18 protein-coding genes and 1 tRNA gene are annotated in these 19,852 nt (G+C 37.2%); 15 read left to right on the top strand and 4 right to left on the bottom strand.

What is annotated here, in order from left to right:
- Nucleotides 1–76 precede the first annotated feature (76 nt).
- From JM81_RS08150 to JM81_RS08170, 5 genes are read left to right on the top strand one after another with little or no spacing between them, the layout of a single operon-like run.
- Nucleotides 77–1,054 (top strand): M23 family metallopeptidase, encoded by a 978-nt coding sequence (locus JM81_RS08150; RefSeq protein ID WP_089262683.1) that lies wholly within the window; start codon nt 77–79, stop codon nt 1,052–1,054.
- A complete protein-coding gene (locus JM81_RS08155) occupies nt 1,054–1,383 on the top strand; it encodes a MerR family transcriptional regulator (protein WP_144802133.1) in 330 nt (109 codons plus the stop codon). Before JM81_RS08150 ends, JM81_RS08155 begins: the two co-directional genes overlap by 1 nt.
- Before the next feature lie 25 nt (nt 1,384–1,408).
- Nucleotides 1,409–2,008 (top strand): LemA family protein, encoded by a 600-nt coding sequence (locus tag JM81_RS08160; RefSeq protein ID WP_144802136.1) that lies wholly within the window; start codon nt 1,409–1,411, stop codon nt 2,006–2,008.
- A gap of 7 nt (nt 2,009–2,015) precedes the next feature.
- A complete protein-coding gene (locus tag JM81_RS08165) occupies nt 2,016–2,453 on the top strand; it encodes a TPM domain-containing protein (protein WP_144802138.1) in 438 nt (145 codons plus the stop codon).
- The gene (locus JM81_RS08170; RefSeq protein ID WP_089262675.1) at nt 2,434–3,219 is read left to right on the top strand and encodes a TPM domain-containing protein; all 786 of its coding nucleotides are present in this window, start codon (nt 2,434–2,436) and stop codon (nt 3,217–3,219) included. Before JM81_RS08165 ends, JM81_RS08170 begins: the two co-directional genes overlap by 20 nt.
- Before the next feature lie 89 nt (nt 3,220–3,308).
- Here the strand turns inward: JM81_RS08170 and der are convergent, their stop codons facing one another.
- The 3 genes from der to JM81_RS08185 form a co-directional block, all read right to left on the bottom strand.
- Complete coding sequence (der, locus tag JM81_RS08175) at nt 3,309–4,613, bottom strand: ribosome biogenesis GTPase Der (protein WP_144802141.1); 1,305 nt, start codon at nt 4,611–4,613, stop codon at nt 3,309–3,311.
- An 83-nt stretch (nt 4,614–4,696) separates the two neighbouring features.
- A complete protein-coding gene (era, locus tag JM81_RS08180; RefSeq protein WP_144802143.1) occupies nt 4,697–5,581 on the bottom strand; it encodes a GTPase Era in 885 nt (294 codons plus the stop codon).
- Entirely contained in the window at nt 5,568–6,932 is a 1,365-nt protein-coding gene (locus JM81_RS08185) for an alanine/glycine:cation symporter family protein (protein WP_144802146.1), read from the bottom strand. The genes era and JM81_RS08185 overlap by 14 nt, the downstream gene beginning before the upstream one ends.
- 188 nt (nt 6,933–7,120) lie before the next feature.
- Between JM81_RS08185 and JM81_RS08190 the strand changes: the two genes are divergently transcribed.
- The 6 genes from JM81_RS08190 (at nt 7,121) to JM81_RS08220 (ending at nt 13,643) form a co-directional block, all read left to right on the top strand.
- Nucleotides 7,121–7,193, top strand: a tRNA-Met gene (locus tag JM81_RS08190).
- A 666-nt stretch (nt 7,194–7,859) separates the two neighbouring features.
- Nucleotides 7,860–9,035: a P1 family peptidase gene (locus JM81_RS08200; RefSeq protein ID WP_144802148.1), complete on the top strand. Its 1,176-nt coding sequence runs from the start codon at nt 7,860–7,862 to the stop codon at nt 9,033–9,035.
- Nucleotides 9,036–9,191: 156 nt separating this feature from the next.
- A complete protein-coding gene (locus tag JM81_RS08205) occupies nt 9,192–10,091 on the top strand; it encodes a PD40 domain-containing protein (RefSeq protein WP_144802151.1) in 900 nt (299 codons plus the stop codon).
- A 482-nt stretch (nt 10,092–10,573) separates the two neighbouring features.
- Entirely contained in the window at nt 10,574–11,803 is a 1,230-nt protein-coding gene (locus JM81_RS08210) for a transglutaminase domain-containing protein (protein WP_144802154.1), read from the top strand.
- Nucleotides 11,804–12,005: 202 nt separating this feature from the next.
- The gene (locus JM81_RS08215; protein WP_144802157.1) at nt 12,006–12,839 is read left to right on the top strand and encodes a DUF4886 domain-containing protein; all 834 of its coding nucleotides are present in this window, start codon (nt 12,006–12,008) and stop codon (nt 12,837–12,839) included.
- 180 nt (nt 12,840–13,019) lie between these two features.
- Nucleotides 13,020–13,643, top strand: a complete 624-nt coding sequence (locus JM81_RS08220; protein ID WP_144802159.1) for a hypothetical protein — start codon at nt 13,020–13,022, stop codon at nt 13,641–13,643.
- Between the two features lie 269 nt (nt 13,644–13,912).
- On the opposite strand, the gene JM81_RS08225 is transcribed toward JM81_RS08220, so the two are convergent.
- Nucleotides 13,913–16,165, bottom strand: coding sequence for an FUSC family protein (locus JM81_RS08225; protein ID WP_144802162.1), 2,253 nt, complete (start codon nt 16,163–16,165; stop codon nt 13,913–13,915).
- Nucleotides 16,166–16,311: 146 nt separating this feature from the next.
- On the opposite strand from JM81_RS08225, the gene JM81_RS08230 reads away from it, so the two are divergent.
- From JM81_RS08230 to madL, 4 genes are all read left to right on the top strand, one after another.
- Entirely contained in the window at nt 16,312–16,815 is a 504-nt protein-coding gene (locus JM81_RS08230) for a hypothetical protein (protein WP_186435548.1), read from the top strand.
- Nucleotides 16,816–17,109: 294 nt separating this feature from the next.
- Entirely contained in the window at nt 17,110–17,838 is a 729-nt protein-coding gene (locus JM81_RS08235) for a hypothetical protein (protein ID WP_144802167.1), read from the top strand.
- Nucleotides 17,839–17,987: 149 nt separating this feature from the next.
- On the top strand, nt 17,988–19,469 hold the full coding sequence (locus JM81_RS08240; protein ID WP_144802169.1) for an acyl-CoA synthetase: 1,482 nt from the start codon (nt 17,988–17,990) through the stop codon (nt 19,467–19,469).
- 8 nt (nt 19,470–19,477) lie between these two features.
- Entirely contained in the window at nt 19,478–19,852 is a 375-nt protein-coding gene (madL, locus tag JM81_RS08245; protein WP_144802172.1) for a malonate transporter subunit MadL, read from the top strand.

Consider the following 19,852-nt stretch of genomic DNA (forward strand, 5'->3'; position numbering starts at 1 on the left):
CCGTTTATATAAAACAATTTTTATATTTGTTTGTTCCGTTAAAAATTAAATCACAAAAATAGGATAAATAACATTCATGTCTAAGGTAAAATACTATTACGACCCAGACACCCTGTCGTACCGTAAAATAGAGCCCGAAAAATCTAGACGTTATAGAAATATAACCTTCTTTATTTTGGGATCTTGCCTTTTTGGACTTCTTGGACTTATCTTACTTTTAAATACAGACCTTGTCAATACCCCAAGGGAACTTTCACTTTCCCGTGAGGTAAAGAACTACGAACTTCAATATGAACTATTGAACAAGAAGATGGAACAGATAGAGGAGGTCTTGGGCAATATTGAAGAACGCGACAATAATATCTACCGTTTATATTTTGAGGCCAACCCTATTCCTGACGAACAACGTAGGGCAGGTTTTGGAGGTATAAACAGATATAAATCCTTGGAAGGTTTCAACAATAGCGAAATGATTATTGCCACCACGAAAAGGCTTGATATCATTAAAAAACAAATGACGATCCAGTCCAAGTCATTGGATGAAATCACCAAATTGGCGGAGGAAAAGGAAAAATTGTTAATGTCAATACCCGCTATACAACCTATTAACAATGAAGACCTTACGCGCATGGCGTCTGGTTACGGCTGGCGTTCCGATCCTTTTACCAAGGCCAGAAAAATGCATTACGGCATGGATTTTACCGCCCCTAAGGGCACGCCGGTATACGCTTCTGGAGATGGCAAGGTCACCCGGGCCGACAATAATTCATCTGGTTATGGCAAACACATTAGAATTGAACATGGATACGGCTATTTAAGTCTTTATGCCCATTTAAGTCAATACAATGTAAAAAAGGGCCAAAAGGTAAAACGTGGGGATTTAATTGGTTTTGTAGGAAGTACCGGGCGTTCAGAGGCCCCACACTTACATTATGAAGTCTGGAAAGAGAATGACCGTATAAACCCGATCAATTTCTACTATGGTAGTTTATCTGCCGAAGAATTTGAAAACATGTTGAAATTCGCTAATCAGGAAAACCAATCACTGGATTAATGCAGATAGAACTCCCAGAAAAAAGATATTACGGAATTGGCGAAGTGGCCAAGGCCTTTAATGTCAATGCCTCATTAATTCGTTTTTGGGAAAAGGAATTTGACGTTTTACAGCCTAAAAAAAATGCCAAGGGCAATAGAAAATTTACACCTCAAGACATAAAGAACCTTCAACTGATCTACCATTTGGTCAAAGAACGAGGCTTTACCTTGGAGGGTGCCAAAATACATTTAAAGGAAGAAAAGCAAAAAACGCTTTCCAATTTTGATATCATTCAAAAGCTGGAACGGGTTAAAGCAGAACTGAACAAAATAAAGGACCAATTATAACACTACACTATATAACACTACCATTATGAAAAAAGGAATTATTGCATTAATCGTAATTGTCGTCATTGCATTTGGGCTATACCAATGGGGCGTAGGATTCAACAACACAGCCGTAGCTTTAAAGGAAACTTCCACTAAAAGTTGGGCGAATGTGGAAAGTGCCTACCAACGTAGAAATGACCTAATAGGCAATTTAGTGAAAACCGTACAAGGTGCAGCAGATTTTGAAAGAGGTACCTTGACCGATGTCATCGAAGCAAGAGCAAAAGCAACTTCCGTTAGTATTGATCCTGCCAATATAACCCCAGAGCAATTAGCGCAGTTTAACCAGGCACAAAGTGGTCTTAGCAGTGCCTTAAGCAGATTATTGGTGACCGTAGAACGTTACCCTGATTTAAAAGCTAACCAAAATTTCCTTGAACTTCAATCACAATTAGAAGGCACTGAAAACAGAATAAACGTGGCCAGGGACAGATTCAACGCAACCGTTGAGCCTTACAACCTGCACATTAAAAAATTCCCAAATTCAATATTGGCAGGTTTTCTGAATTTTGATGAACTAGCATACTACAAAGCGGATGTAGGTTCTGAAAACGCACCTGACGTGAATTTTGAATTTGATTGATCCCTATATGTCCAGAGTAGAAGATTTTTTGACACAAACCGAAGAACAAGAAATTGTGGAGGCTATTATAGAGGCCGAAAACAATACCTCGGGCGAAATACGGGTGCATATAGAGGCACATACCACAAAAGATCATTATGAACGGGCCAAGGAGGTATTCCATATCTTAAAAATGGATAACACCAAACAGGAGAACGGTGTTTTGCTCTATGTGGCGGTCAATGATAGAAAATTTGTTATCTGCGGCGATAAGGGCATAGATAAGGTAGTTCCTGCGGATTTTTGGCAAACTACAAAAGATACCATTCAAAAACATTTTATCAAAGGTGCTTACAAAGAAGGTATCAAAGCAGGAATCCTTAAGGCAGGTTTGGAATTAAAAGCGCATTTTCCGTGGCAAACGGACGACACCAATGAATTGAGCAATGAGATATCTAAAGGCTAGTCTTTTAATTCTTTTTTTTTGGTGCAACCCCATTTGGAGTCAATTTGAAATTCCTGAAAAGCCAGCGCTAGAAACCAGCGTATATGATTATCTAGACCTATTAAATAGTCAACAAAAAGTTGCGTTGAGTCAGAAACTGGTGCGCTATTCCGACAGTACCTCTACCCAAATTGTAGTTGCCATTATTGGTAGTACCATGGGCGAAAACATCAACTACCTTGGTGCAAATTGGGGACAAGCCTGGGGCATTGGACAAAAAGGCAAGGATAACGGTATACTGATCTTATTGGCCAAGGATGATAGAAAGATAGCCATTAATACCGGCTATGGTGTTGAAGGTTCGTTGACCGATGCCTTATCTAAACGTATTATAGAAAACATTATTCTTCCTGAATTCAGGACCGGAAACTATTATGCAGGCCTGGATAAAGGAACAGATGTCATTTTTCAGGTATTGAACGGTGAGTTTAAGGAAGAACGTTCCTTTGATACCGGTAGTGGTACTCCGTTCTCCTCTTATCTGCCGTTTATAATATTTATCCTGATCTTATTTTTATTGTGGAGCAGAAAAGATGATGATAACAATAACGGTAGAGGTAGAAGAAAAGGCCTTAGCCCGTGGGATATGATCATTCTTAGCAATATGGGACGCTCCAACGGATCAGGAGGTTTTGGCGGTGGCGGCGGAAGCTTTGGCGGCGGAGGATTTGGTGGAGGTTTCGGCGGCGGCGGCTTTGGCGGCGGCGGTGCTTCTGGTGGTTGGTAGTTACGATTGTTGGCAAATACCAATAAAAATGATTAAACGATTTTACCTAATAAAATCATTTGACCATTAATAAAACAGATAGTATTACACTATTTCTTTCTCATAAATACTGTAATGGGTACACCGGAGAAATCAAACTCCTCTCGGATTTTATTTTCCAAATAACGTTTATAGGGTTCACGTACATATTGCGGGAGGTTACAGAAAAATGCAAATTGTGGGTAAGGCGTAGGCAGCTGTGTACAGAATTTGATCTTTACAAATTTTCCTTTATAAGCCGGTGGAGGATAATTTTCAATGATAGGCAACATGATCTCATTGAATTTACGCGTAATGATTTTTCTGTTTCTATTATTATAGACTTCTACGGCAGTTTCAATAGCCTTGAAAATACGTTGTTTGGTCAATACCGAAACAAATAGAATTGGCACATCTGTAAACGGCTCAATTGCTTTTTTAATTCTTTGTGTATAATGTTTTATGGTATTGGTCTCCTTATCCTCTACCAAATCCCATTTATTTACCAGAATTACAATTCCTTTATGGTTACGTTGTGCTAGCCAAAAAATATTCTCTACCTGACCATCAAAACCTCTGGTGGCATCTAGCATGAGTATACATACATCACAATGCTCAATTGCCCTTACGGAACGCATAACCGAATAAAATTCCAAGTCCTCCTTTACCTTCGACTTTCGGCGTATACCAGCCGTATCCACCAAATTGAACTCAAATCCATATCGGTTGTACTTGGTATCTATACTATCCCTGGTAGTACCGGCAATATCTGTCACTATATATCTTTCCTCCCCGATCAATGCATTTATGAACGAAGATTTTCCTGCATTGGGCCTACCTACAACAGCAAATCTTGGTAACTCGCTCTTTTCCTCGACCACATCTGGCAATTCCTCTACAAGCGCATCCAATAAATCTCCTGTACCACCACCGTTTATACTGGAAAGTGTATAATACTCACCCAATCCTAATGAGTAAAATTCTACGGCATCTTCTGCCCTTTTAGCATTATCCACCTTGTTCACAGCTAAAAAAACAGGCTTTTTGACCCTACGTAACAGTTTGGCCACATCCTCATCCATACCCGTTACCCCTGTTTCTACATCAACCATGAAAATTATGGCATCTGCCTCTTCAATGGCAAGCTCAACCTGTCTATCAATTTCCTTTTCGAACACATCATCACTACCAACAACATAACCACCCGTATCTATTACAGAAAACTCCTTTCCATTCCAATCACTCTTACCATAGTGACGATCACGGGTAACGCCACTGACGGCATCTACAATAGCCTCGCGTCTTTGAATTAATCTGTTAAAAAACGTTGATTTACCTACATTGGGTCTCCCCACAATGGCAACAATTGCACTCATAGCTTAAATTTGGCGCAAAGGTAGTATAATCCCAACAATAGTTGACTGATTACCTTATGTATATGATCAAATTATGGATCGTGCTATTTGTTATATCCAAATCTTTTAAGCTGTCTGGAATCACTTCTCCAATTTTTATTCACCTTTACATATAACTCTATATGCACTTGTTTTCCAAAAAATTGTTCTAAATCCTTTCTTGCCTCAATTCCAACACGTTTCAATGCGGCACCCTTATGACCAATGATAATACCTTTTTGAGAATCGCGTTCAACCATTATTACGGACCGCATTCTAATAATATCCTCATCTTCAAAAAACTCTTCGGTCTCGATTTCTACGGCATAGGGTATCTCCTTTTTATAGTTTAATAGGATTTTTTCGCGTATGGTCTCGTTTACAAAAAAGCGTTCCGGTTTATCCGTTAATTGGTCTTTTGGATAGTAAGCGGGCGAGTTGGGCAACAATTCTATAATGCGCTCAAAAACACCTTTAATATTAAAATTTGATAACGCTGAAATAGGATGCAACTCTACATTGGGCAACATTTGCTGCCAATACTGCACCTGTTCTTCCAATAGTTCCTGTGTGGCGGTATCCACTTTGTTCAACAATAACAAAACAGGAATCTTACTGTTCTTTATTTTCTCGAAAAAAGCTTCATCCTTTAGTGCCTTTTCACCTATTTCTACCATATACAACAAGACATCCGCATCTTCGAATGCAGATTTCACAAAATCCATCATGCTGCTCTGCAACTCATAGGCCGGCTTTATGATACCTGGAGTATCCGACAATATCATTTGAAAATCGTCACCATTGACGATTCCCAAAATTCGGTGTCTTGTAGTCTGTGCCTTTGAAGTAATTATTGATAACTTCTCCCCTACGAACGCATTCATTAATGTGGATTTGCCCACATTGGGATTACCGATTATGTTTACGAATCCTGCCTTATGCTCTGCCATCTTTTAATTTTATTAGGTATTTCTTCATTTCCGCATTAACCTTGGGAGCCAACAAAAGTACGGCAATCATATTGGGAATTACCATAAGTGCGTAAGACAAATCAATTAAATTCTTTACCAAATTCAATGAAGCTACCGCTGCAAATACGATCATGACAACAAAATACCAATTGTACAGTTTACCAATTTTGGCATTGGTCAAAAACGAAAGGGATTTTACGCCATAATATGAATAGGTAAATAGTGTAGATAATGCAAAGGCGGTAACAATGACCATTAATAACATATCTCCCCAACCAAAAAGTGTAGTCTCAAAAGCGGACAAGGTCATTACAATGCCACTGGCATCTTCCAAGTAGGCCCCACTCAATATAATGACTATTGCCGTAAACGTACATACTAAAATCGTATCTATAAAAGGACCCAACATTGCAACCAGCCCTTCCCTTATGGGCTCATCATTCTTAGATTGCCCATGGTACATAGGTGCACTACCCAAACCTGCCTCATTGGAAAACATGGCCCTGCGCACACCAATAATCACCAAACCCCAGAAACCACCGGTTGCGGCAGATTTCAAGTCCCATGCCTGGGTGATGATCATTTTTAACGAAGGCAGTATCATTTCCGAATTTAATGCCATGACCACTACAACCGCTACTAGATATAGCGCCACCATAAAAGGTACTATAGCAGATGCAACTTTGGCAATTTTTGTGAGTCCGCCAAAAATAACAAAAGAGGTTACAATGGCCAGAACAATGCCAATAGTCCATTTCCAATTTTCATCTCCCATATCAAGAATTGTAGTTGAGGGCTCTACCACACTCATAAAGGTTTCCGTAAACTGGTTTGCCGTAAATACGCCCAGAAAACCAAATAGTCCGCATACGGCAAAAAAGGTTGCCAAAGGACGGGCCTTCTCCCCCAAACCTTTAGTAATATAATACATAGGGCCTCCTTGTAACTTACCATCAGAATCAGTTCCCCTATACATTATTGATAAGCTACAGGAATAAAATTTTATACACATACCGATCAATGCGGTCATCCAAATCCAAAACACAACCCCCGGACCACCATCATGTATAGCAATTGCCACCCCAGAAATATTACCCAAACCAACTGTGGCCGCCACTGCGGATGATAATGCCTGGAACGAACTTACTTCGCCTACTGAATTTGCGTTATCATATTTACCAGCTGTAATCGCTACGGCATGACCAAAAAAACGGTACGGCATAAACTTAGAATAAAAGACCAGAAAAAGTCCGCCCCCAATAAGTAAAAGAAACATTGGCCATTCCGTATAAGGTAATGCACTGGCAATAAAATCGTTGATTGTCTCCATAAATTGCTTAAAATTCGAAGTTATGGATTTTAAGTTTTTTAGTGGCAGGTGCACCAAAAAAGATTCTTTAAATAAGTTTTGAAAATAGAATAAATTGGTTGTATATTTGTCGCCCGTTACAAATAGTAGCGTTCATCTTGTCAGGGTAATGAACTGAGGTTGAAAAACAAGATAGATGAAACCCATATCGCGGGGTAGAGCAGTAGGTAGCTCGTCGGGCTCATAACCCGAAGGTCGCTGGTTCGAGTCCAGTCCCCGCTACTAAGTAACAAAATCTACGGTTTAGCTTTCGCTAGACCGTTTTTTTATGCCTAATTTCAAAAAGTTGCCCACCTTTGAATACAGTAATGAATACGAAAGTGCATATGATTCATAAGACGAAACTTTACTGTCCCTAAAATATATACCGCCAATGGTGATCTTACAAAGCAGTGGTAAACCTATTTTTCGTTTCATGACCCTAAAAGCCGGAAAATTGAAGCGTTAAACGCCCTTTTAGAGGGACGCGTATAGATATAAGCACAAGAAAGATAGAATGACCGTACTAAGCCCTACCTTATTGAAGAAACTTCGTACTTATTACAAGAAATACAAACCCAAAGGTCTTACTTTTTTTAGGACCAAAATAAAAGGCCTATACGCCATTCTGCGGATTGAAACTGATTTCCATGGCCGCCATAAGAATGGGAACCCATAAGAAATAGCTCCACCCATATGCTCAAGCACAGTTTTGCCACACACCTTATGGAAGACGGCATATACAAGTATTATTGGGTCATAGTTCTACCAAAACAACAGAAATTTACACCCATTGACAGAATCCTCCTTTAGTGGTATAAAAATCTTTTATCTTAGTTCCACATATGAAATATATATAGATCATATGATCTATATTCTTACGTTGTACCACATTAAAAACCATCCAACATGAAAAGAATATTTTTAGTTTTTATAGTAATGTTCATTTGTTTCCATTCTTACGGACAAAAACCTAGAGCAAGAGATTTAGGAGTTCCATTTGTTGGCGAAACCGGTGAGTTTAATGCTATTACAGATATTGAAGGAGTCGAGGTTGGATATAGCACTATTATTTCTGGTAACGGAGAAAATATAACAGGTAAAGGACCTATAAGAACTGGAGTTACGGCAATATTTCCGAGGGGAAAAGCCAAGAAATTTAGTCCTGTTTATGCCAATTGGTACAGTCTTAATGGAAATGGAGAAATGACAGGTACAACTTGGGTAACTGAATCAGGATTTTTAGAAACACCTATTATGATTACAAATACCAACAGTGTTGGAGTTGTTCGAGATGCAGTTTTGAAATGGTACGTAGATACAGATTGGTATAGTGGAGAAGATTGGTGGTATACCTATCCTGTAGTAGCAGAAACTTATGACGGTTTCCTTAATGATATCTATGGTTTTCACGTAGAAGAAAAACATGTTTTAGAAGCTATAAAAAATTCATCCAGCGGAAAAATAGCAGAAGGGAATGTTGGTGGAGGAACTGGAATGATGTGCTTGGGATATAAAGGAGGAACAGGAACTTCTTCAAGAGTTTTTAAAATAAAGGATTCAACTTATACTGTTGGGGCAATCGTTCAGTCCAATTTTGGGGCAAAGTGGAACTTATCAATTGCTGGTGTACCAGTTGGAGTTGAATTAAAAGACACTTTAAACTATGAATTCAACGGACCACCAAAATCAAGGAGACAAGAAGGAGATGGTTCAATTATAGTAATTGTAGCAACGGACGTTCCACTTTTACCACACCAATTAAAAAGAATCGCTCAAAGAATTCCTTTAGGAGTTGGAATTGTAGGTGGACGAGGAAGTAATGGTTCTGGAGACATATTTTTAGCTTTCTCAACTGCAAATGAAAGTGCTTTTAATCGGGATGAAACAACAACTGTAGAATCAATGTCAAATGACCAACTAATGCCTGTTTTTGAAGCAACTGTGCAGGCTGTTGAGGAAGCAATTATCAATGCAATGGTGGCAGCTGAAACTATGGAAGGTATTAATGGAAATAAGGCTTATGCTTTACCTCACGATTTACTCATTGAAACACTCAAAAAATATAATCGGATAAAAGAATAACGTGGTACAACAATGTATATAAAAAATAGGCAAAATATCAGTAAAATCTATGTTTTAGGCTTGTGTCAAACTTTGTTCTCAACAGAAAGTTTCGTGCTTCGAAATCGCCTACTTTCCATATACTAACCGTTACCAAACATTATAAACGATTAATCAATGAAAAACTACAAACTTATTCTATTATTACTTCTATTAACCCTATTTATAAATGCTTGCAATACTAAAAACCAAAAAGCAAACGATTCTGATTTTCCAGCCCTGGAAAATCGCTATTTTGGACAAAAGCCACCGGGTTTAATTCCAAAACCTTTTACTCCTGATATTCTTTCTCCAGAAAGCAGTTTTGAAGAAGGTACATATACGTCAGATATGAAATCGTATTACTTTGTACGGAATAACGGTAAACGCACTTTTTTCGTTATCAAATATGAAAATAATCGTTGGGGTCAGGAATCTGAGACAGACATAAGATGGCCACAATTTTCAGCTGATGGTAATAAGATGTTCATTGGCAAACTGTATAAAGAACGAAAGGGTAATGGGTGGTCTGAACCTAAAAGTCCTGGTGCTTTTCTAAAGCATATGGCACATGGTCGATCTGTCTCTGCTAAGGGCACTTACTATTTCACAGCATACAAAGAGCAGGACTCGATTGGTGCTATCTATTATTCACGACTTGTTAATGGTAAATATGAAGACCCTATCAGATTAAATGATGATATCAATAGAGGAAAATATATTGCGGGATCTCGAATCTCCCCCGATGAGTCCTATTTAATCTGGAGTGTGGAAAGAGAAGGTGGTTATGGGCAAAGTGATCTTTATATTAGCTTTAAGAAAAATGATGGCACTTGGTCAAAGAGCATAAACATGGGGCCAATAATAAATACGGATAAGCAGGAGAGCTCTCCACAAATATCGCCTGATGGTAAATATTTCTTTTTTATACGAGGAGATTGGAAGTTAAATGAAGACGGTAATCGTACTTACATCGGAAAACAACATTGGGTTGATGTTAAGGTTATAGAGAATCTAAAATCAAAAGACAGCGAATAAAAAGGAATATGCAAGAATTGAAAAGAGAAATAACGAAGAAACGTTTGGTAACAACACCTAAACTGCATTAAAACGCAGCTTAGCCAAACCGATGATGTTGCATTCTCCTACGTCGACCCTATGTGCTACATCTCGTTTTGCCAACGCTACTACTCGCCCACTGCTTTCGCAGATGTCGCCCACAAAAAGGGAAATGCAACATCATCGCAGCGCTATGTCAGATCACATTAAACCGTAGGATAAGAGGTCATTTGCCAAACACGACGCTTAACGGAAGAAAACAACACAACATATAGTCACTATACGTAATTTATTCATAACTGTTTATTTATTGACGAATTCATGTGTTCGCTACGCTCGGAAGAACCGTGTCATTTTACTCCCAATACAATCGAAAACCAAAAAAGGTTTTCATTATATTTCCATAAAATAACCCGGACTACACATAGCGCTGCGTTAGGCATAAGCTTGAAATAAAATACATGGCGAAATACCTTTACATCTTAATTCTCCTTTTTTCATTTACAAATGTTTGGGGAAATCCTAAATATGAGAAAATTGACAGGGATTCAAAAAGCGTTCCTGATTCATTAAAAACTACAGATGAAATCGCTGAATACCTAACCTCAAAATTAAATAGCGAAGATGAAAAAATAAGGGCACTCTACATATGGATTACCCACAATATTAAATATAATTTAAGCCAAATTAATAGTGAGTTTCAATACAGTTCCTATGATAAAATGGTGGAGGAAACTATAAAAACTCGCAAAGGTGTTTGTGGCCATTATGCCCAACTTTTCCATTCCATGTGCAAATCCATAGGAATTGAATCCTTTGTGATTGCTGGTTACACTCGACAATTGGACAGCTACGAAATTTCGGAATTGGACCATGCTTGGAATGCCGTGAAAATCAATGGTAATTATCTATTTGTTGACAATACTCTAGCAGCTGGGTTTCTGGACTACAAAGGCAATTATATACATGAATTTTCGGATGATTACTTTTTAATCCCACCGAAGGCCTTTATAAAAACGCACGTTCCATTTGACCCAATCTGGCAATTTCTAGATAACCCAATAAGCAATGTAGATTTTAAAAACAAAGATTTCTCCAAGCTTAGTAAAGTTGGAAATTTTGCCTATAAAGATTCCATTTCCACAATTGAAAAAATGGACATTTTAACCCAAATCAAGAAAAAAATCGAGCGCATTAAAAAATCAGGAATTACCCATAGATTAATTCAAAAAGAAATTAAAGAAGATGAAGAACTTGTTGAAAATCTTAAATACAACAAATGGATTTCAAACTTTAATGATATAAACAAAAGAGTTAATGAAGCCCGAGATGAAATAAATATGGGGATTAATTTTGATAACACATTCATTGGCTATACGAATAAGAGGTTCCGTAACCCTAAAATTGAGGACAGCCAAATAGAAAACACTATCGAAAAGGCCAACCTTCATTTTTATCAGGGAAAAAATCAACTAAAAAAATCAAAGCAACTTTTATATGGCCTTGAATATTCAGGGCAAAATATAGAAAACTTAAAACTAACCGAAAAACATAAAAAAGGACTTATTGATTTTATAATTCAATTGGAATATAAAATATTGGAGGTTGAACCTTCAATAATTAAAGACACGGATTATGCTAAAAGATATTTGAAAAAATGGAAACCTCTTAGGGACATGGTGCCATATTGAAGAAAAGCCTATGCCAACACAGCCTTAACGTAATGCGGACTTTAGGGCAAAACCGAATGGTCTGTGTATATTTATGAAGTCGCTAAATTGAAAATTACGCGTTAGCGAAATATTCAAATTTAGCTTTGGACAAGAAAAGAAAAATAAACCTTTCTGCCGGCAGGAAGGCCTTAAGCCTTAACTCAACCGCTACCTATAATTTATGAAAAACATTCTGCTAATCATTTTATCTTTTACAATTATTAGTTGTAACTCTCAAAAAAAACAATCATACCAACTGAATGTCTTGTTCATTGGAAATAGTTTGACTTATTTTTACGATATGCCTCAAACGCTTCAAAAAATGTTGGATGAAACCAATCCGAACATAAAAATTGACCAAATGACAAATCCTGGACAATCTTTATCTGGACATTTAACTGACATTGTAACCTTAAGAACAGAGAACGGAATTAGCGTTCGGAAAAAAAAAGATGGCGAAATCACAGAAACGGAAATAAAGTTAAAAGAAAAAAAATGGGACATTATTATTCTACAAACTGGGACTGTAAGTGTCCTTATTCCTGAAAACAGGGAACTAAAAGTAAATAAAGCAGTTTTAGATATCAAAGATTTGGCAGACAATCCTAATTGCGAATTTATATTGTTCAATACTTGGCCTTCAAAAAAGGAATATCCAAAACAATATTGTTATGAATCTAGAATGATTGACATATCAATTGAAAAGGATAAGTGTTGTTCGCCAAAGATTGAAAATTTAGAACAAGAAATTAAACTGATTAACGAATCTTATGATTTAGTTGCAGAAAAAAATGGAATTAAGAAATCCGACAACGGAACTAAATACTATGAAATCCTAACCGAATATCCAGATATTGAACTTTACGATGATGATAGTCATCCAAATGCGAACGGTTCTTTTTTAAATGCTTGTGTTTTCTATAAAATGCTGACTCACAAAAAAGCAACTGATTTAAAATACATTGGAGCAATTGAATCAAAAACAGCGGAATTATTAAAGAGAATAGCAGAATAAAAACTACAGGTAACAACACCTACAATTAATTCCGGTCGGATTTTACCTACAGAAAATCCACACATATTTAATACATTTAGTCTGCGGGCCAAAATCCTGTCGGATTTCACACCGCAACTTTTCATAGCTTAGCCGTTGTGGCGCATTTGGAAAAAAAGAAAACTGCTGATAACAACACTTATGATTTTCAAAACAACTAATGGTCAACAATTGGATGGAAAATGGATCCTGAAAGAAGTTGGCTATAAGGAATTCAAAAAAAATCCCGGACTTCAAATTCTAAATTTTGAAACTAATAAAGCAGGACTTTTTACCAATTTGCAATTGACAAAATCTGAATTGGATTTAAACGTAAAAGATAATACGCTAATTCTCGAAAATGGAGAAAAATATGCGGATTTAAAGTTGCTCAATGAAAACTTTTTGAGACTTCTAGTGAATGGAACTTTTAACGATGATAACGTTATTATTGAAATGGACTTTGTAAGACTTCTACCCACTAAGACGGACTTACCCCAGGAAGAAATTGAAAGCTTAAATTTTGAATTTCAAGTAGAAGGTAAATCAAAAACCAAAATAGCTTTCAACAAAGAACTGGGGGATAAGAAAAAATTGAAAGAATTGGAATGGAAAGAAGGTTCGAAATGGATAATAGAAAAATTAGAATCAACTTATTTTATTTCCATATTTAAACGAGGAAGAAAAGGAGTCACTTTACCAATTAGTGAGGTAAATGAAAATGTTTTGAAATTCTATGGTGTCCCGAATGAAACTGGAGAAGTTGTAGCTACTCGGACGGAATAAATACGCATTGCAACAAAACTTTTAAACATTTCGGGATTCGGGCTTAAAACCAAAGGTTCGTATATTTTTATAAAGCCCGCCAAATCTTTGGAATTTTGCTCTGGACCGTCAATGAAAAAACAAGAAAACCCATTGGCTGACACCGTATATAATTTATGGCCAGTTCTAAGCTACTTTCGAAAATCGACGCGAGATATAATGCCTTTAATGCCAATTAAACCCCTTAAGACTTCATTGAATATGAAGAAAAAAAAAGATTACCCATCAACCTATTCCTGTACCGTAGTTTTTACATAGTGTTCCGTTGTTTTTTGTAAATTTTCCGAAAGCGATTTGAGCCAAATTATATGGTTGGAAATTAAATACGCTTCTTGGAGTCCGTGCAAGGTATCCGTATCCATTGTAGTTTTGCCTAGGCTAATTTCCTCATCACGTCTATTAGATAATTGAACATACTTGTCCAGTAATTTTTCCTCAGCGTCCATTAATGCCTCTGTAGGTACATTTTTGGATGCACTACCCTGTTCCAAAATTTCATATGCAATACCAAGGGTACTAGAGATTCTATGGAATAAACGCTGTAACTCCGCAGATGCGGGTGTGGTTTTATGATTGACCACAAAATTACCTATGCCGGCAATTGCGGAAAGAATAGCTTGGTTCAAGGTTACCATCTCATATAACAGTTGAAAATTTTTCTGTTTTGATTTTGGATCTTGGGTCAACCTTTGAAACGAGGCATTTAAATTACCAATGGCCAAAAAGGCTTCCTTTCTTGCCACATTATAGGCCAATTTATGCGTAGCGGTATCCGTATAAAATTTTTGCATTGCCAAGAGATAACCATTGTTGGTTTTAAACGCATTTAGCAACACTTGTTTAAAATTATCCGCTTCCCAACTAGGGAATATCGTATAATTGGCCACCACCGCAATAATGGCGCCCAATACGGTATCTATTACACGGTATTGGATTACTTCAAACGCATTGGGGTTTATCAGTGAATACACGAATACAATGCTGATAGTAATTAAAGCGGCCGCAAACTTATAATTCCTCTGTATCAAGGAAAAGGCCAAAATCAAGGAAACAAATGCCAAAACGGCATACACAATTGTATTTTGGGTCAACAGAACCACCCCTATCGCGAACAAGGCCCCTATGAGCGTTCCTATAATCCTATCTGTAGAACGTGTCTTTGTAAGACCGTAACTTGGCCGCATAATAACCACAATGGTCAAGAGAATCCAATAGGTATTCTGTATATCCAAAAAATACCCCAACAAATACGCAAACAAGAGCGCTACGCTGAACCGGAATGCATGCCTAAACAAGGTAGATTTAAAACTTAAATTTTGGGTCAATACCTTAAGACCAAATTCTTGATTGGTCAAAAAATAAGCAGAGTCCTTTTTTTTCAAGGATAGACCCGGGGTATTCTTTACATTCGCCATAATACGCCGTACAACCCTAATTTCGGCTACCAATCGCTCTTGATAATCAAAAATTGTCTTAAGGGTCAACGCACCTTCCCTTGCGGCCGGCAAACCTATTTCCGCAATATATGAAGCAATTGTTTCGTTGGCTTTTTCCAATGCGTTCAGCAACACATGTTTATTTGGAATTTTATCTTTCTGGATCAATAGTTCCGCAAGGTGGATAAGATGATTGCCCAAAATGTTGTTGACCTCTTTAAAAGGTAGTAGATAGTTGCGATGTTCCGCATGAATACTATGAACCACTTTATTATTGATATGCATTGCTTCTATAAGCTCAAATATATTTACCGAAGCACGCAACATTAGCAATTGTTTTTCCTCATAAGGGGAAAGTCCCGAACGCTTACGTTGGGTGAGTAAAATTTCCCGCAAAGTTTCTTGTTTATCGTTTATCTGATTTTGAAGAAAAAATGATTCCCGTAAAAGTTCATCCTGTTGGTCATAACCTGCCCATAATTGGGTACGTAACCTTAAATAAGTTCCTAATGCATGTAAGGTGTCGGATAGTAATTGGTTTTGATCTTTCTCCGGAGCCAATTTTTGAAAAATTAGGGAAACCGCCAAATACCACAAACCGCCTACACCCATTAAGCCTACTTGAATAAAAATTTCCAAAGGTGTTTCCTTTTGGATAGCAAATGCCAATACCATGGACAAAAGACCTGAAAAAGAAAGTAAGGACGCCCTAAATCCATAAACGGCAATTAATGAGACCATAAAGGAGACAGCGGCAATAACCAATACTAAAATGAAAAATATTGGTTTTGCAAATAAGACCAATAGTGTAACGAGCATTGTCAACACAATACTAATAAGTATGGCATTTACCCTCCTTGTAGCACTACCCGGTACATCACTTGGGGCATTTAACAACACTCCTACTACAATTGCGGGCGCATATTCAAAATACCCCACTGCGTAAAGAATGGCAAATGGCACAATAATACCCACACCCAACCTTAGCCCTCGGTCAAAACTTGAGCTTTTAAAAAACAACTCCAACTGCGTAAGTTTCTCCTTCACTAATTACAGATTTACAATGTAAAGTTAGGCATGATTATCCTGATATAAGATCCTTACCCACCTTAATAACGATATCAGTCAATTATCTAATTGATAGGGTCTTTCTATGCATAAAATATGCTTTAAATTTCCAATAGAAACTAAAAATGAAAACAATCATGATCAAATATGCAATAAGCACCATTGCGGTTACACTCATTATGGCATCCTGTTCCAGTTCCAAACAAACGGTTGCCACTGATCCCGGTTCTTCTAGTTCTACAATAGAAGTAACCACTAACACCGCGAAGACACAAGCTCCCGAAGACCCTACGGATATGGAAAATACGGATAACACACCCGGTCATTTAAATGTTAGCCCGGCTGCCCAAGCCAATGGTTCTAACGGTGCAATGAACAACCAATTGGCAAAATCAAGCTCAACAGAAAGCCTGGAAAACGACAAAACGTTATTTGCCACATTAGGAATGACAAAAGATCAAATCAACACCTATAATGCGGCAATGGACAGATTTAAGAAACAGCAAAAAAATATGGCCAGTGGAGAAATGATGGGTTCCATAGATAGTGAACGTAAAAGGCAATTAGAGGAAATACTTACTACGGAACAATATGATATGTATAAAAAATTGGCAAAAAGCGGTAACTAATGCACCATATTTTACAATTGAAAAAGAAAATTGAATATTGAATACCGTAAACGGTTTGTGACAACACAAACCGTTTTTGTATTTGACCCATTTAGAAATACCAACAAAATAAGGGTATTATGTAATTTTTATAATTCATTACGGAATACCGTAAAAATTTTAAAGTTTTAGCACTTAGGTTTGGGGCGTAAATACTACATATAATTTTGGCCATCCTACTGAAAAAGTATTTCGGGGGAACTAACTGATTTGGTAGGTATGGCCTTTATTCTAAAAAAATTAATACCAAATTCTATGAAAAAACTATTCATTATCATTCTCACTGTACTCATTTTTGTTCCTAAACAAAATAATGCTCAAGATAGTGGAGCGGTGGTTGCTGGCGCCGTAGGTGCTTTGGCTGCTATTGGCGCTGGAGTAGCTGCCGTTGAACAAATGAAAGAACGTGCAGAATTAACAGCTACAGAATGGTTACTAGCCAACAATCCAGATATTACAAGCTTTTCCTTAAAAACAATCGATTTTGAAGGCAAAAAATTAAAGGATATGTCTTCTGCATCGGTAATCACATTTAAAATTCAAGAATTTACACCAGGTGACAAACCAGAACTAAATGGCAGAAAACAAGTATTGTTAGGTTTTACAAGTCACGGTTGGATTAATGAATATGGTATTGATTTCAATAAAATTAAATGGTTTTTAATCGATGAACCCGAATGGACAAAAATGATGGTTTCATATGTAAAAGTTGCTTCTGGAGAAACCAGTGACTTTAATGTGAAATCGACATTACAGAACGGCAGAATAGTAAATAAAGGAGTTAGATTAAAAAATAAAATGACAATTCCATTTTATCAACTATCTGGTGATATGTATGTAGTCACAGATTACAATAATGAAATGAAATTTGTGTACAATGAAAAATCACTCGGTATATTCCTTAAAGACACAAAAGACTTAGTGCAAATAAAGCGAAGCAGTCTCATTGAGTTACATGAATTCTTTTTTGAAGAATTGCATTAAACCATACTACAAACTAAATCTTATTTTCAACTTAAAAATTACCATCATTATAAAATACTCTTGAAAAAAGTAAATATGTATTCAGTTTTGGCATATTCAATTATGGTGCTTACCTTGTTATGCTGACACAATTTTTAAGCACCTATAAAATGATTACATTAATTGAAAGAGCTAATTCATTTACTGACCGTATAGCCATTAAAAGTGATAGCCAAAATTATACCTACAATCAATTATTAGAGCAATCCACATCTGTTGCCGCTCACCTACTTCAAGACCAAAAAGATTTAAATCAAGCTAGAATAGGCTTTTTAGTTCCTGCTAGTTTTTCATATGCCGCTGTCCAATGGGGCGTTTGGAAAGCCGGTGGAATTGCGGTTCCGTTATGTGAAAAGCATCCCTTACCGTCTATTCAATATGTACTGGAGGATACTAAAGCTACTACAGTCATCTATACAGAAGCATTTGAAGAATTGCTTTCACCTCTTTTTAACAACACCACTATTCAATTTCTAAATTATGCGGATATTGCTCCTAAAAAATGTGAGCTGCCTAAAATAAGTCTAGACCGTAGCGCACTGATTTTATATACCAGTGGAACTACAGGGTTACCCAAAGGTGTAGTAACCACTCATGCCAATATTGAAGCACAGATTACGGCTTTGACCACCTCTTGGGAATGGAACAAAGACGACCATGTGTTAAACGTGCTACCTCTTCATCATGTGCATGGTATCATCAATATGTTAAGCTGCGCCTTGTGGAGCGGTGCTTGTTGTCAGTTTTTGCCAAAATTCAACCCCAAAGCTATTTTTGACATCGTTTTAAAGAAACAAGTCAATGTGTTCATGGCCGTACCTACCATTTATTTTAAACTGATTACTTATTATAATGAATTACCACCATCGGAAAAAACGGCCATATCACAACATTTATCAAGATTTAGGTTAATGGTTTCTGGCTCAGCGGCCCTTCCTGTAAGTGTATTGGAAGAATGGAAGGAAATCAGCGGACATATTTTATTGGAACGTTATGGTATGACCGAAATGGGAATGGCAATAAGCAACCCTTATAACGGTATACGAAGACCGGGCCATATTGGTCAGCCGTTACACGGTGTTTCCATTAGACTAGCCGATGAGAATGACCAAACCGTAAACGAAGGTGAACCTGGAGAAATACAGATTAAAGGCCCCAACGTATTTAAAGAATATTGGGAAAAACCAGATGCTACCGCAGAATCATTTACCAAGGACGGATGGTTCAAATCTGGAGATATTGCCATTTATGATAAGGACAGCTATCAAATATTAGGAAGAAATTCCGTAGATATCATAAAATCCGGAGGGTATAAGATATCTGCCCTAGAGATTGAGGAAGTTCTTCGTACACATCCACAAATAAAGGATTGCGGAGTTGTTGGCATACCAGATTTGGAATGGGGAGAAATTATAGGTGCCAGTATCATTTTAAAACATGGTGAACTGTCTACAGATGAATTGACCAAGTGGATTCAGGAAAAATTACCGGCATATAAAACGCCCAGAACATATATTTTTCAGGAAGATCTGCCAAGAAATGTAATGGGCAAAGTAACCAAAAACGAAATCAAAAAAATGTTCACCTCTTAAAACACAACATGAAAATATATGGAGTAGCATTACTGGCCGTTTGCTTTCTAACGGGTAAATTCTTAGGAAATCTGTTGGGCAAACTAATTGGTATTGACAGTGATATTGGTGGTGTGGGCTTTGCCATGATTCTTTTGATCGGATCAAGTATTTATCTTAGAAAGAAAGGCTGGCTAATTCCGGAAACCGAAAAAGGCATACTTTTTTGGAGCTCTATGTATATTCCCATAATTGTAGCCATGGCTGCGACATTAAATGTAAAAGCCGCGCTATCTGGCGGCTTTGTGGCAGTTGTGGCCGGTATCGTAACAACGTTTGCATGTATGCTACTTGTGCCCGTACTTTCCAAAATTGGCCAAAATAACAAACATCCAAAATTTTAG

The organism is Maribacter sp. MAR_2009_72 (assembly GCF_007827235.1).
Classification (GTDB): Bacteria; Bacteroidota; Bacteroidia; order Flavobacteriales; family Flavobacteriaceae; genus Maribacter; species Maribacter sedimenticola.